Genomic DNA, 13,187 nt, shown 5'->3' with positions numbered 1-13,187 from the left:
TGACAATCGAAAAAAATCACTCTCATTTTATCACATAATCATCTGTTTGCCACGAAAATCGAAGAAATAATTGCGCCGACGGGGCAGTCCTCCGCCGCCTCGAGTGCGTCGTCCTGCTCGGTCGGTACGGGCTGGCGCACGAGTACGGCGGAACGAGCCGTGCGGTCAATGCGAAAGACGGCGGGCAGCCGCTCGGCGCACATGCCGCAGGAGACGCACGCAGCGTTGTCGATGGATAGTTTCATGGTCGGTCTCCCTTAAACGCTCAAACGAAAAGTTCCTGCCGCACCGAAGCGCAGCAGGAAGTCTTCAAAATATAACACACATGTACAGTATGACGTAAAACAGCGCCTTTGTCTGTGCCTTTTGCAACAAATCAGACACTTGCGCTCGCATCCGAGCCCTCAAGCATCTTGTGCAGATAGGCGCGGATATCGACACCGTGCTCCATCTTCATGACATCGGCGAGGAGTTCCTTCGCCTGTGTCGAGGTGACGGAGCGGATCATCTCCTTGACGCGCGGGATGGACGGCGCACTCATGGAGAGCTCCGTGATGCCCATGCCGAGCAGGATGACGGCGGCGTACGGGTCGCTCGCCATCTCGCCGCACATCCCCGCCCAGATGCCGCGCTCGCGTGCGCTCTGGATCGTGCGTTGGATGAGGCGGAGGACGGCGGGGTTGAACGGGTTGTAGAGATGTGCGATCTGCGCGTTGCCGCGGTCGACTGCGAGCGTGTACTGGATGAGGTCATTGGTACCGATGCTGAAGAAGTCGACGTATTGGGAGAGCAGCGGCGAGACGACGGCGGCGGCAGGCGTTTCAACCATGATGCCGACCTGCACCTCGTCGGAGTACTCCTTGCCCTCGTGGGTGAGCTCGACCTTTGCCTGCTCGACGAGCTTCTGAACACGCTGGATCTCGCTCACGCTGATAACCATGGGTACCATCATCGCAGCCTTGCCATAGAGGCCTGCGCGCAGGATTGCCTTGATCTGCGGAAGGAAGAGGTCGTGTCGGTCCAGGCTGATGCGCAGGGCACGGTAGCCGAGGAACGGATTCTCCTCGGGGTCAATGTTGAGGTAGGGCAGGGGCTTGTCACCGCCGATGTCCATGGTGCGGATGACGCAAATGTGCCCACCGCATTTCTCGACGGCGGCGCGGTATGCCTTGAACTGATCCTCCTCGGTCGGGATCGTCGTGGAGCCCATGAAGACGAACTCTGAGCGGAAGAGACCCACGCCCTCCGCGCCGTAGGTGAGTGCGTTGTCCACGTCCATGTGCGTGCCGATGTTCGCCGTGAGCTCGATGCGTACGCCGTCCTTCGTCACCGCCGGCAGATCCTTGAGTGCGGCATAGTGCGCTGCGAGTTTTTTCTGCTCCTCGATCTTGTCCTGATACAGCAGGCGCTCTTCCTCGGTCGGTCGGATGATGATGTCGCCGCGGCTGCCGTCGAGGATGATCTCGTCGCCGTCTTGAATGTGGTTGATCTTGTCGCCGATGCCGAGCACGGTCGGGATCGCGCGGGCCTTGGCGATGATGACGACGTGGCTCGTCGCACTGCCCGAACCAAGGATGACCCCCGCAATCTGGTCGGTAGGCATCCCCGCCACGACGGACGGCTCGATCTCCTCACCGCAGAGGATGACCTGACCTGCACCGATCTCTGGTTCCTTGACCCCGAGGACGTATTTCGCGATGCGCTTGCCCACGTCGCGCAGGTCGACGGCACGCGCGGAAAAGTACTCGTCCTCCATCTGTTCGAATACCTGTGCCTGCTCGTTTGCGGCATCGAGAATACCCTGCGGGGCGCTGCCGCACGCCTCGATCTTGCTCTTGATGTTCTCCGCCATCATCGGGTCCTGTACCATCATGCGGTGCGCCTCGAGGATGGCTGCCTGTTCCGCCTGATCTTCCTTCCGCAGACGGTCGATGGTTGCGAGCAGCGTCTCGGTAACGGCGACAAGCGCCGCCTCCGCCTTGCTCTGCTCCTCGGCTATGGTATCGGGTTTGTACGCCGCGAGATAGCCGTCGAGGTTCTGTCCCGCGAGCAGCACCTGACCGACGGCAATGCCGGAGATAACACCCTTTCCTCGGATTGTTTCTGCCATGTCTTATCCCCCCTATGAGAGCTTCCGACCTCCTCCTTGCACTGTTCGATCGGCAGCCCTATGAAAAAACGCCGCGAGGCAACAGTACACTGCAAAACCTCGGGCGTCTCCCAAATCAGATTACTCTTCGCCGAACTTCGAGTTGACGAGATCCGCGAGTGCCTTCACAGCATCCGCCTCGTCCTCGCCCTCGGCGATGATGGTGAGCTCCGTACCCTTGACGAGCCCCATGCTCATGAGCATGAGAATGCTCTTTGCGTCGACCTTCTTGCCCTTCGCCTCGATCTGGATCTTGGACTTGAACTTGGTCGCCGTCTGGACGAACACTGATGCGGGACGTGCGTGGATGCCCGTCTTGTTTTCGATCATAACTGTTTCCTGCGTCATGTGAACCTCTCCCATCCGTTAGTGAATCAGCCTATATTTTCTCCCGCGCGCGCACATTGCTCCGCGTGCGAATGAATGTCATGGTTATTATACTATAAAATGTTGGGCTTTTCAATAACGCCTTTTACCGCAAGGCGTACATAAATCCCCCCCTCTATTTGTCTACAGCTTGTCTACAGAATCATTGATATGAGCCATATCTCAAACATTGCGAACGACTTCTATAAACGTCGCGTGCTCTTTGATGTTACTTGTCTTGGGTAAGAAATCACCATTTAAGTATATATTGTGTTGACAACAGGCACATGAAACTATAAAATAAAAATGAAAGTAAGGTGGTTTCGATGGCAGCTGTTAGCACAAATATCAAGATCGATCCTGAGATTAAAGTACAGGCGCAGGAACTGTTCGCGGAACTTGGCATGAACCTGTCCACGGCGGTCAATATGTTTCTCCGACAAGCAGTGCGGGCGCGGGGCATTCCGTTCCGTGTCAGTGTCGATCACATTCCGAACGAGGAGACGCGGGAGGCAATCGAAGAGGTGCGTCGGATGATGAACGACCCGCACGTAAAAACATATCATTCGTTTGGCGAGATTCTCGCAGAGCTTGATGCGGAGGATGATGATGCCAAAGCATTATGACATTGTCCAATCGTCTAAATTCAAACGGGATTTGAAACTCGTAAGAAGGCGTGGCTACAATCTTTCTCTGCTTGGAGAAGTGGTGGATGCGCTTGCACGAGGGGAGATCCTGCCGCCGCGCTTTCATGACCATGCGCTTATCGGTGAGTACAATCATTGCCGCGAATGTCATATTGCGCCGGACTGGCTTTTGATCTACGAACGTTCTGAAACGAAATTGATTCTATACTTGACACGGACAGGGACACACAGCGACCTGTTTTGAGTGATTGAGTGAAAAGCACGCATCTTCGGATGGGTGCTTTTCTTGTACGCAAAATAGGAGGTGAGGCTAAGATCAACCTACGAAAAGATCACCGAATCAAGGCGGGTGCGTCCGTCATTGACGGCAAGGCACTCATGTCGATTGGCTACGAGCAGGGACACTTTGAGGCACTTGCTCATTTCGACGGCGGGCGATATAAGGGCGCGACGGTAATGTATAACGTTGTAGAGTGGTGACAAATAAACAAACAGAGGGGACAGCGTATCGTGCGCTGTCCCCTCTATTTTTGTTGTTTGCACTTGTCTACAAATTGCCTACAAAGTACCATGATTCGCCTTTTTGTGTAGCTATTTCGTCTTTGTGCAAAAACATCTGTGTTATTCCCATGAAGCTTTGGTGTTACTGAAGTTACGGATTCGTCATAAGGCTTGATATGTAGCGTTTTTGCATGGTGCATTTCCTATACTATAAAAAATGAAAAAGGGTAGAAATTAAAAAAGAGGAGGACTTTTTTTATTATTTCCTATACCAAAGAAGGAATTTTCGTGTTTATGTCGAAAGAAACTTAGAATACCTATCGGTATGTCCGCTGTGTTGGTCAACGGTGAGGAGCAAAGGGGGACGACGGCAATGCAGACACAGATCCGTCTTTCTGCGCTCTTTCTCGCCGCTGTCATAAGCATCGGTGTCGTTGCCGGCATGATCGCGCTGCGGCCGCCGCTCACGCAGATGTACTATGTGCAGCTGGGGGGACTGATCGCGGGCGCAGGGCTGGTGGTGACGCTCTACAATCGTTTTTTGACGGCGCGGGCGCGGCGGCGTGCAGAGGCATCCTCCGCTGCATCGGAGGGGTTGGGTGAAGATTGCTCTGCGGAGGTCGTCATTCCTGCCGCTGCGGCGATGAACGATGCGCCCGCACCTACGGCATATGAAGAGACCCGTGAGGCGAAGGCGCCTCTGGACGTGTCCGCTGTGGCGTATCCTGCCGCAGCTCTCGTATCGGAGCAACCGCTCCTCGCACAGGAGCGGCCGGAGAGCATGGATGTCCTGCTGGATATGGCGTACGAGGCGGCAGCGGACAATCCGCTGCGGGCGATTGCAGCATACCGACGGGCGCTCGCATGCTATCCCGAGGACTCCTATATACCGTATCTCATCATCGAGCTCTCCACGCTGTACAAGAACCTCGGGGACTACGATGCGGCGCTTGCCCTCTTTGACGAGGCGCTCGCGCTGCCCATCATTGCCAAGAACGCTGTCATGGTGCAGGAGTTTGAGCGCTCCCGCAGAGCCCTGACCGTCGTTTCTCATATGCTCAGCGCACAGGGAACGCCTGCGCTTCCCTTCGACGAGGTGTCGAAGGAGCTGCTTGCCGAGGCGGATCGGCGCGCACAGGAGCTAAGGAAGCACTGATAAATTCAGCACCGTCATCTTAGCACATCTTTTTTGCCCGCTTTTCGTTAGCAAATCCTCCACATAGCCCTGCTATGCGTCCGGTTTGCTGCCTCAATCGGACAGAAAAATCTGTGCCAATCTGACAGACTTCATTTTATCAGCGATTCCCTAACAACCTGACATTTTTAGTAAAATGGAGGAATACACATGAAGAAAAGCGTTGACATTCTGGGACTTCCCGTCATCAGCATCACCGAGGGGCGCGAGCTCGGCATGAGCAAGACGCTGCTCATCGATGCGCCGAACCGCGTCGTGGCGGCGATCACGATTGAGGACGAGGACTGGTATCGCGGAGTCAAGCTCATTCCCTACGATAATGTCATTGCGGTCGGCGAGGATGCCGTCACGATCAACAACAGCGAGAACATCCTGACGCTCGATGCGGCGGGCGACTTTGAGACGCTGCTCGACGACAACATCCGCGTCATCGGCACGAAGGCGATCACGCGCTCGGGTGTCATCCAGGGAAATATCACCGAGATCTTCATCGGTGAGGACGGCAGTATTGAGAAATGTGAGATCACAGAGCCCGAGGGATCGACAACCGAGGTGACGGCGGATCAGGTCTCGATCTTCGGGAAGGAAGTTACGGTCATCTCGCCGGAGGGTGATGCCGGAAAAAAATCTGACGCAGCGGCTGCACCGGCGGCACCCGCTGTAACAGCGCCCGCAGCCGAGACAGCTGCGGCAGAGCCGGTGGCAGAGGTCGCAGCACCTACGGTTGAGGAGATGGCTCCTGCAGCAGAGCCGGCGGCAGAGGAGCCCGCACATACAGCGGACGCTGCAGCGGATATTCCGATGGAGGAGCCTCCCGCAGAGCCGGAGCTGCCCACTGTGGAGGAAGCACCGGTCGAAGTTCCTGCCGAGGAGCCCGCACCTGTTGCTGAAACTATGCCCGCCGCAGAGGAGCCGGCGGCAGAGCCCGCCGAGGACAAGAGCGCGGAGCGCGTGAACGAGGATCGTCACCGCCGCTTCCTGCTCGGCAAGAAGGCGACGCGCACGATCAAGATGGACAACGGCGTTGTCATCGTCGAGGCGGGCGCGGACATCACCGAGGAAGTCCTGCAGAAGGCGAAGCTCGGCAACAAGTTCATCGAGCTCTCGATGAGTGCACAGTAATTTCAGACGAGAATATACCAAATCATCGCTAGGGAATCGTGAGCGGTGGTGGAGGCACAACAGAATAAGGGGAGCTGACAGCAGTCGGCTGAGAGGGGATTATGCGTCCCGACCCATAACCTGATTTGGATAATGCCAACGTAGGGATATATGTGCAGATAGCGCGGCTATGTCAGTTGGCATAGCCGCGTTTTTGATTTCTTTCTTAAGCCTGCCCCGCGCGCGGGGCAGGGGGACATGAATTGGAGATTCCCATGGAAAAACGTACAAGCATCCCCGCAAATGCACTGATCTGGTTCGGTGCGGGTGTTTCACTTGCAGAGATTTTAACAGGCACCTTTTTTGCACCCCTCGGTTTTCGCGACGGTGGGATTGCCATTGTGGTCGGACATATCATCGGCTGTGCGCTGCTTTTCCTCGCGGGGCTGATCGGCGCACGCACGCGCCGCAGTGCGATGGAGACGGTCAAGATGGCGTTCGGGGCACGCGGCGGGCTGCTTTTTGCCGTGCTCAACGTCATGCAGCTCATTGGCTGGACGAGCATCATGATCTATGACGGGGCACTCGCGGCAAACTCCGTGATGGATGCGGGGCATTGGCTCTGGTGCTTCGTCATCGGCGTGCTGATTATCGTTTGGATTCGGATTGGCATCCTGCGCATCGAGCGCGTGAACGCCGTCGCCATGACGGGGCTGTTTTTGCTCACCGTGCTCCTCTGCTCCGTTATCATGGGTGGGACAGGGGCTGTGGGCTCTGCGGCAGGTGAGGCGATGAGCTTTGCGATGGCACTTGAGCTGTCGATTGCGATGCCGCTTTCGTGGCTGCCGCTCATCTCGGACTACACGCGCGAGGCGGAGAAGCCCGTCGCTGCTGCTGCCGTGAGTGCGCTCGTCTACGGGCTCGTCAGCTGCTGGATGTACTTCATCGGCATGGGGGCGGCGATCCTCACGGGCGAATCGGACATCGCACAGATCATGCTGCACGCGGGACTTGGCGCGGCGGGGCTCGGTGTCGTCATCCTCTCGACCGTCACCACAACGTATCTCGATGCGTACTCGGCGGGGGTCTCAAGCGAGAGCATCGTGCGCTCCGCCGCGGGGCGCACCGTCGGCATCGGCGTGACCGTGCTCGGCGCAGCTGCGGCATCGCTCTATCCGATGGATGACATCACGGGTTTCCTCTACATCATCGGCTCGGTCTTTGCGCCGATGATTGCCGTCCAGATCGCGAGCTACTTCCTCCTGCGTGAGGATGCGGCGGGACGCTCCGTCCACACGGTCAATCTCGCTGTCTGGTTCATCGGCTTCCTCTGCTACCGCTGGCTTATGACACTCGACACCCCCGTCGGCAGTACCCTCCCGACCATGGCAATTACACTTTTGCTTGCGCTCGCTGCGCATCGTATCTTTGGAAAACGTGTGGCATAAGAAAGGAAAACTGCGATGACCTCAGCAACCCTCGCCCAAATCCGCGCGGCATCCCCGCTCATCCACTGCATCACCAACTACGTCACCGTCAATGATGTCGCGAACGTCCTGCTCGCCATCGGTGCACGTCCCATCATGGCGGACGATCCGGAGGAGGTAGAGGAGATCACCGCCCTCTGCGCGGGGCTCTGCCTCAACATCGGCACACTCAACGCGCGTACCATCCCGAGTATGATTGCGGCGGGCAAACGTGCACGCGCTCTCGGACATCCCGTCGTCCTCGATCCCGTCGGCGCGGGCGCAAGTCGCCTGCGTACCGCGACCGCGCTTCGCATTCTGGACGAGGTGCGTCCGACCCTGATTCGCGGCAACATCTCCGAGGTGCGGACGCTTGCCGTTGGTACGGGAACAACGAAAGGTGTTGACGCGAACGCGGCGGATGCCGTCACCGAGGAGAACCTTGCTGCTGCCGCAGACCTTTTGCATGCCTTTGCCGCGCGGGCAGAGGCGATTGTCGCCGTCACGGGGGCGATCGACCTCGTGACGGACGGACGGGACTGCTATGCCATCCGAAACGGGCGGGCAGAAATGGGGCAGGTCACAGGCACGGGCTGTCAGCTCTCTGCGCTCCTCGCCGCCGCCCTTGCCGCTGCACCTGCTGATCCGCTTGCGGCAGTTAGCGAGACGGTCGTACTTATGGGCGTTGCGGGTGAAATCGCGTGGGCACAGATGGGGGAGCACGACGGCAACGCGACCTATCGGACGCGCATCATTGATGCCATTTATCGTATGAACGCGGAAGACCTTAATGCGCGTATGAACATCACAAAACTCTGAGGAGGGACGAACATTGAAAATGCACACAGCACTCACCATTGCAGGCAGCGATTCGAGCGGCGGCGCGGGCATTCAGGCAGATCTCAAGACCATGACCGCGCACGGCGTTTACGGCATGAGCGCACTTACCGCACTCACCGCGCAAAACACCACGGGGGTCACTGACATCCTCGCCGTCCCGGCCGCCTTTCTCGCGGCGCAGCTCGATGCCGTCTTTACCGACATCCCGCCCGATGCCGTGAAGATCGGCATGGTCGCGGATGCCGCACTCATCCGCGTGATTGCCGAAAAGCTGGACGAATACCATGCGCGGAACGTCGTTGTCGACCCCGTCATGGTTGCGACCAGCGGCGCACGTCTCATCAGCGAGGATGCTGTGGAGGCGCTTGTCTCACTGCTCTTGCCGCGTGCGACCATCATCACGCCGAACATCCCCGAGGCGGAGGTGCTCGCAGATATGCCAATCACCGATCGAAAGGGCATGACCGCAGCAGCGGTACGCATCTATGAGCGTGCACATACAGCGGTGCTCATGAAGGGCGGACACTGCGTCGACGACGCGAACGATCTGCTCATCGACGGTGCGGGTGCACGTTGGTTTGAGGGGCGGCGCATTGCGACTGCGAACACCCACGGCACAGGCTGTACCCTATCAAGTGCGATCGCCGCGAACCTCGCGCGCGGCATGACGCTCGATACCGCAGTCGAACGTGCGAAGGCATACATCTCGGGCGCACTCGCCGCAGGGCTTGACCTCGGCGCGGGCAGCGGCCCTCTCGCACATGGATTTGATTTGAGGAGCGAATTTATATGCTAGACACGCGCACCCGTAAGCTCACCCTTGCTGGTATCCTCATCGCCGTCGCCGTCCTCGGCGGACTGTTCAGCATCCCCGTGCTCGGCAGTCGCTGCGCCCCCGTGCAGCACCTCGTCAACATCCTCGCCGCCGTTTTTCTCGGCCCTCTTTGGGGCATCGGCGTCGCCTTCGCCGCGAGCCTTCTCCGCAACATTGCAGGGCTCGGCAGCCTCATGGCATTCCCCGGCAGCATGATCGGTGCGCTCTCGTGCGGGCTTGCCTACCACTATACGAAACGCCTTGGTGTCACCTGCATCGCCGAGGCACTCGGCACGGGCATCCTCGGCGCACTCGCTGCCTATCCCGTCGCCGCCTTCCTCATGGGGCTGAACCCTGCGAGCTACACCGTCTACATCGTCCCCTTCCTCCTCTCCACAGGCGCGGGCAGCCTCCTCGCCTACGTCCTCCTGCGCTTCCTCCTGCCGAAGATTCGGCGGGATTGAGGTTAGGGAAGCACTGATAAATTCAGCCACGCTATCTTAGCGCATCTTTTTTTGCTGCGCTTTACTATCGATCCCCCACATAGCCTTTGCTATGCATCTGGTTTGTCTCCTTGTTCGGACGAAAAATCTACGCCAATCTGACGGATTTCATTGTAGCAGCGATTCCCTAGAAAATTCTCCCGATCACACACAAAAGGCGATTGCACATAATTTGTGCAATCGCCTTTTGCGTGACGTAGCGTCAGTGATTCCTTAGACTTATACTCTGAACTTGCTGATCTCGCTCTGCAGCTCGGTGGCGATCTCCGCAAGACCCTCGCTTGCCTCTGCGATGTTGTGCAGGGCGTGCGTCTGTGTCTCGACACCGGCGCTGCCCTCCTCGCTCGTGGCGGCATTCTCCTCTGCGATGGCGGAAAGATTCTGTACGACTTGGGAGATGGCGTGGTTCTTTTTCACAATCTCTTCTGCCGTTTGGTTGAGACGTTTTACAACGGAGTCGGTCACGTCGACCGCCTCTGCGATGCGGTCAAACTGATGCTTTGTCTTGTCGAGGTCGATCTTGCTGTCCTCGACGAGATGCTTGGACACGTCCATCGTGTCGACTGCCTGCTGTGACTTTTCCTTGAGCTCGCGGATGATTTCACCGATCTCGTCGGTGAATCCCTTGGACTGCTCGGCGAGCTTGCGAATCTCCTCGGCGACGACGGCGAAGCCCTTGCCCGCCTCACCTGCACGCGCTGCTTCGATGGCGGCGTTGAGCGCCAACAGGTTCGTCTGTGCGGAGATGGACTGGATCATCGTGCTGGCTTCTTCGATGCGTTCCGCACTCTGGTTCGTCTCGTCGACAACGTGTGCGACTTGTTCCGTCGCCTTCGATGTGGCCGTCGATTTCTCGATCAGCTCGGCGAGGATCTTGGAGCCCTCGTCCTTGCGATATTTGATGTTGTCGGCGGCCTCGTTGAGGTCTTCCAATACCTTTTCGTTGACCTCGGCAAGGCGCTCGATCTCCTCAAGGTGCAGGGCGGCATCCTGCGTCTCCTGTGCTTGATTGGTCGCACCGTCTGCGATGTTGTGGATCGCGGAGGCTACATTGTTCGCCGAGTCTGCCGTGGACTGTGCCGTCGCGGTCAGCTCCTCGCTCGTTGCCGCGACGGACTGCGAGGCTCCGTTGATCTTGCCGACCATCTCGCGCAGGGTATTCGCCATGCGGCGCAGCTCATGGGCGATCGTGCCGATCTCGTCCGTGCGTTCGAGGAACTCGTGGATGCGTGTATTGTTCTCTGCACGCAGATCGAGACGGGCGAAGTTCGCGATCATTCCGGAGAGTGCGCTGATCGGGTCTGCAATCCGCTTGTGAATGAAGAGGGAGAGCAGTGCGACGAGCAGGATCGTGCACAGGATTGAGATGCCGACGCAGATGAGAATCATGTGTTTTGCCTTGCCGACGAAGACATCATAATCGGTTATCGACATGATTGCCCACTGCGCATCGACCCCTTCGAGGTGGAGCGGTGAGAAGACGAAGACCGACTTCTCGCCCGTGGTATTGGAGTTCTTGACCTCGGAGAACTCCTTGTCGTCAAAGATCCGTGCAATCGTATCCTGTGAGACGTTCGACTCCTGGAAGTAGTTCTTCATGATGCGGTTCGGATTAAGACCGTTCGCGATCAGCGTGCCCTTGTCCGTGAACAGGGTGTAGAATTCCTTTTCCGAACTGATTTGTGCGACGGCATCCTGCAGATTGTTGACGTTGATGCTCATGACGATCGTGCCAAGGAACTTGCCGTTCTCCATGATGGGGAAACTCAGCGTGATGAGGAGTATCTTCTTTCCATTGTCCTCATAGAACTGTGGTTCGGACAGATACGGCTTCTGCTTTTGTTTGGGGGTCTTGTACCAATCTTCCTCATCGATATTCGTCAGCGCACTTAGTCCCGCCGTACGCGAGACATACATGTTGAGGCGTCCCGAGGAATCCCCGAACTCTGTTCCCGCCATCGCAGCATCCTTGCCGTCGAAAGCATTCGGCTCAAAGACGACACCTGCTCCGGCCAGGTTCGGACCGGATTCGAGGGCCGCATTGATAAAGTCCAAGATGAAGGCGCGATTGCGTTTCTCCGGCGGGTTCTCAAGCTCCTGACGGATCAGCATCTGCATCCATGTCGCACTCATCTTTGTGGAATTGTACTGATCCTCGATGGATGCGCCGATCTTGCCTGTGGCGTTGAATTTGTCGCTCGTTCCGCGCTCGATGAGCGCCTCGAATGACATATAGGCGACGACTGCCATCACGATTGCCACCATCAGGACGACACCGAACGCCATCATCGCATTGATTTGGAATCCGATGCCGCGGCCGGTGTTCCGTGCTTCCTCCAATGGTCCCTTCATGTCTTTCAGCTCCCTTTATGAATTTTTCTAGCTGATAAAATAGAGTCTGCCGGATGGATGCCTATTTTTCCTGTCAAGAAGACAAATCCGCGTATAGCAAGGGCTATGTGGAAGACTGAGGGCACAGACAGGGGGGCGCCAAGATGGCAGTGCTGAATTTATCAGGGGTTTCTTAGTATACACTTTTTTTTCTAAACATCAAGTTAGGGTTCGATAAGAATCTTGCTCTATCATTTTGTGTCCATCGACCGACATTCTCAGAGCCGGATGCACTCGATGTGCTCCATATCGACGGTGACGACTGCTATGTGGAGCGTGATCTTGTAGAGGATGAGATCGTCGCCGACGGCATCGATGGTCTCCTGATAGCGCGGGATCTTCGCAGCAAAGAGTGCCGCGAGGTCGTAGACGGTGTGCGCGGACTTGACAGCTCTGCCGCTTGCACGGACGTGTTCGTTCGTGTCGTTGTGCGGAACGGTGGTAAATGCAATGTTCGGATTCGCCGCGAGCTCGACGACCTTCTCATTGTCCTTGAACGTGGCGAAGTAGACGCGGCGTTCCTCGGATGCGTAGTAGAAGTTCACGATGCGTACATGCGGCAGCCCGTCCGTCGTCGTCGCGAGTGCGATCTCGCGCTGCTCGCGCATGATGCGCTCGAATTCATCCCTCATGTTCATCTTTTTCCCTCAATCCCTACATATCACTTCTTTGTCTGTATTCCTCGGACAAAGGCATAGCGCGGTGCACCGCTTCCCGCATCGGCAGCAGCGATGCAGAGGGCGATCTCCGCCGTGCCGATCTCTGCAAACGGAATGCTGACGATCTGCTCATACCCGACGATCACGCGCAGATCGTCCGTGAGCGGTGTGCGCGCGACTTCCCTGTAGTCCAGTATGCGCCCTGTCTCCGACCCGCTCCGATAGGTCAGCAGATTCCACGCGGGATAGCCGATAAAGCGTGTCTTGATAAAAAGATTTTCCCCATGGAACACCGTGCCATCGGGCAGACGGTTCGGATAGTCCGCCTCTGCAGGAACTGCCTCTGTCGCCTCCGACCAGAGTGCGATCGGTTCGACACGCGTGAGCGCGGGCGCAGGACCTGCACTTACCGTGGGCAGCGTACAGCAGAGAAGGGCAAGGACGGCGAGGAGTGTGCGAAACAATGGATGCATGGCAGTCTCCTTTGGTCTGAGACGACTGTGGATGTATGTGCATAAAGGAAGCACTGATAAATTCAGCACCTCCATCTTGACG

At 57.4% G+C, this 13,187-nt stretch carries 15 protein-coding genes and 1 riboswitch; of the genes, 9 read left to right on the top strand and 6 right to left on the bottom strand.

Annotated features, from left to right (window positions below):
* Positions 1-38: 38 nt before the first annotated feature.
* The 3 genes from HMPREF9334_RS03860 to HMPREF9334_RS03850 form a co-directional block, all read right to left on the bottom strand.
* Positions 39-245, bottom strand: coding sequence for a ferredoxin (locus HMPREF9334_RS03860; protein ID WP_006692190.1), 207 nt, complete (start codon positions 243-245; stop codon positions 39-41).
* Between the two features lie 131 nt (positions 246-376).
* Complete coding sequence (gene ptsP, locus HMPREF9334_RS03855; RefSeq protein WP_006692189.1) at positions 377-2,110, bottom strand: phosphoenolpyruvate--protein phosphotransferase; 1,734 nt, start codon at positions 2,108-2,110, stop codon at positions 377-379.
* A 120-nt stretch (positions 2,111-2,230) separates the two neighbouring features.
* Complete coding sequence (locus HMPREF9334_RS03850; protein WP_006692188.1) at positions 2,231-2,497, bottom strand: HPr family phosphocarrier protein; 267 nt, start codon at positions 2,495-2,497, stop codon at positions 2,231-2,233.
* 344 nt (positions 2,498-2,841) lie between these two features.
* Between HMPREF9334_RS03850 and HMPREF9334_RS03845 the strand changes: the two genes are divergently transcribed.
* The 9 genes from HMPREF9334_RS03845 to thiW all read left to right on the top strand — a co-directional run bounded on the left by HMPREF9334_RS03845 (position 2,842) and on the right by thiW (position 9,543).
* Positions 2,842-3,141: a type II toxin-antitoxin system RelB/DinJ family antitoxin gene (locus tag HMPREF9334_RS03845; protein WP_006692187.1), complete on the top strand. Its 300-nt coding sequence runs from the start codon at positions 2,842-2,844 to the stop codon at positions 3,139-3,141.
* Positions 3,125-3,406 (top strand): type II toxin-antitoxin system YafQ family toxin, encoded by a 282-nt coding sequence (locus HMPREF9334_RS03840; protein ID WP_006692186.1) that lies wholly within the window; start codon positions 3,125-3,127, stop codon positions 3,404-3,406. The genes HMPREF9334_RS03845 and HMPREF9334_RS03840 overlap by 17 nt, the downstream gene beginning before the upstream one ends.
* 29 nt (positions 3,407-3,435) lie before the next feature.
* A complete protein-coding gene (locus tag HMPREF9334_RS03835) occupies positions 3,436-3,642 on the top strand; it encodes a hypothetical protein (protein ID WP_006692185.1) in 207 nt (68 codons plus the stop codon).
* A 394-nt stretch (positions 3,643-4,036) separates the two neighbouring features.
* Entirely contained in the window at positions 4,037-4,819 is a 783-nt protein-coding gene (locus HMPREF9334_RS03830; protein ID WP_039957269.1) for a conjugal transfer protein TraD, read from the top strand.
* Positions 4,820-5,008: 189 nt separating this feature from the next.
* Complete coding sequence (locus HMPREF9334_RS03825) at positions 5,009-5,980, top strand: PRC-barrel domain-containing protein (protein ID WP_006692183.1); 972 nt, start codon at positions 5,009-5,011, stop codon at positions 5,978-5,980.
* 57 nt (positions 5,981-6,037) lie between these two features.
* A riboswitch (TPP riboswitch) is annotated at positions 6,038-6,144 on the top strand.
* Positions 6,145-6,234: 90 nt separating this feature from the next.
* Complete coding sequence (cytX, locus tag HMPREF9334_RS03820) at positions 6,235-7,407, top strand: putative hydroxymethylpyrimidine transporter CytX (RefSeq protein WP_039957350.1); 1,173 nt, start codon at positions 6,235-6,237, stop codon at positions 7,405-7,407.
* 15 nt (positions 7,408-7,422) lie between these two features.
* Complete coding sequence (gene thiM / locus HMPREF9334_RS03815) at positions 7,423-8,244, top strand: hydroxyethylthiazole kinase (protein ID WP_006692181.1); 822 nt, start codon at positions 7,423-7,425, stop codon at positions 8,242-8,244.
* A 19-nt stretch (positions 8,245-8,263) separates the two neighbouring features.
* Positions 8,264-9,061 carry a bifunctional hydroxymethylpyrimidine kinase/phosphomethylpyrimidine kinase gene (gene thiD / locus HMPREF9334_RS03810; RefSeq protein WP_039957349.1) on the top strand — a complete coding sequence of 266 codons (798 nt, stop codon included), beginning with the start codon at positions 8,264-8,266 and terminating at the stop codon, positions 9,059-9,061.
* Entirely contained in the window at positions 9,055-9,543 is a 489-nt protein-coding gene (thiW, locus tag HMPREF9334_RS03805; RefSeq protein WP_006692179.1) for an energy coupling factor transporter S component ThiW, read from the top strand. The genes thiD and thiW overlap by 7 nt, the downstream gene beginning before the upstream one ends.
* Before the next feature lie 258 nt (positions 9,544-9,801).
* Here the strand turns inward: thiW and HMPREF9334_RS03800 are convergent, their stop codons facing one another.
* The 3 genes from HMPREF9334_RS03800 to HMPREF9334_RS03790 all read right to left on the bottom strand — a co-directional run bounded on the left by HMPREF9334_RS03800 (position 9,802) and on the right by HMPREF9334_RS03790 (position 13,105).
* On the bottom strand, positions 9,802-11,934 hold the full coding sequence (locus tag HMPREF9334_RS03800; protein ID WP_006692178.1) for a methyl-accepting chemotaxis protein: 2,133 nt from the start codon (positions 11,932-11,934) through the stop codon (positions 9,802-9,804).
* A 257-nt stretch (positions 11,935-12,191) separates the two neighbouring features.
* A complete protein-coding gene (locus tag HMPREF9334_RS03795) occupies positions 12,192-12,611 on the bottom strand; it encodes a pyridoxamine 5'-phosphate oxidase family protein (protein ID WP_006692177.1) in 420 nt (139 codons plus the stop codon).
* A gap of 23 nt (positions 12,612-12,634) precedes the next feature.
* Positions 12,635-13,105, bottom strand: coding sequence for a hypothetical protein (locus HMPREF9334_RS03790; protein WP_006692176.1), 471 nt, complete (start codon positions 13,103-13,105; stop codon positions 12,635-12,637).
* Positions 13,106-13,187: the final 82 nt, after the last annotated feature.

It is taken from the genome of Centipeda infelix ATCC 43532, from assembly GCF_000234095.1.
In the GTDB taxonomy this organism is placed as follows: Bacteria; Bacillota; Negativicutes; order Selenomonadales; family Selenomonadaceae; genus Centipeda; species Centipeda infelix.
The sequence above is the reverse complement of the archived record's forward strand: the minus strand, read 5'-3'. Positions and strand labels throughout refer to the sequence as shown.

Excerpts from the sequence above, each read along its gene's own strand:
- HMPREF9334_RS03860 (WP_006692190.1), bottom strand. The coding sequence starts at position 245 with ATGAAACTATCCATCGACAACGCTGCGTGCGTCTCCTGCGGCATGTGC.
- ptsP (WP_006692189.1), bottom strand. The coding sequence starts at position 2,110 with ATGGCAGAAACAATCCGAGGAAAGGGTGTTATCTCCGGCATTGCCGTC.
- HMPREF9334_RS03850 (WP_006692188.1), bottom strand. The coding sequence starts at position 2,497 with ATGACGCAGGAAACAGTTATGATCGAAAACAAGACGGGCATCCACGCA.
- HMPREF9334_RS03845 (WP_006692187.1), top strand. The coding sequence starts at position 2,842 with ATGGCAGCTGTTAGCACAAATATCAAGATCGATCCTGAGATTAAAGTA.
- HMPREF9334_RS03840 (WP_006692186.1), top strand. The coding sequence starts at position 3,125 with ATGCCAAAGCATTATGACATTGTCCAATCGTCTAAATTCAAACGGGAT.
- HMPREF9334_RS03835 (WP_006692185.1), top strand. The coding sequence starts at position 3,436 with ATGGGTGCTTTTCTTGTACGCAAAATAGGAGGTGAGGCTAAGATCAAC.
- HMPREF9334_RS03830 (WP_039957269.1), top strand. The coding sequence starts at position 4,037 with ATGCAGACACAGATCCGTCTTTCTGCGCTCTTTCTCGCCGCTGTCATA.
- HMPREF9334_RS03825 (WP_006692183.1), top strand. The coding sequence starts at position 5,009 with ATGAAGAAAAGCGTTGACATTCTGGGACTTCCCGTCATCAGCATCACC.
- cytX (WP_039957350.1), top strand. The coding sequence starts at position 6,235 with ATGGAAAAACGTACAAGCATCCCCGCAAATGCACTGATCTGGTTCGGT.
- thiM (WP_006692181.1), top strand. The coding sequence starts at position 7,423 with ATGACCTCAGCAACCCTCGCCCAAATCCGCGCGGCATCCCCGCTCATC.
- thiD (WP_039957349.1), top strand. The coding sequence starts at position 8,264 with ATGCACACAGCACTCACCATTGCAGGCAGCGATTCGAGCGGCGGCGCG.
- thiW (WP_006692179.1), top strand. The coding sequence starts at position 9,055 with ATGCTAGACACGCGCACCCGTAAGCTCACCCTTGCTGGTATCCTCATC.
- HMPREF9334_RS03800 (WP_006692178.1), bottom strand. The coding sequence starts at position 11,934 with ATGAAGGGACCATTGGAGGAAGCACGGAACACCGGCCGCGGCATCGGA.
- HMPREF9334_RS03795 (WP_006692177.1), bottom strand. The coding sequence starts at position 12,611 with ATGAACATGAGGGATGAATTCGAGCGCATCATGCGCGAGCAGCGCGAG.
- HMPREF9334_RS03790 (WP_006692176.1), bottom strand. The coding sequence starts at position 13,105 with ATGCATCCATTGTTTCGCACACTCCTCGCCGTCCTTGCCCTTCTCTGC.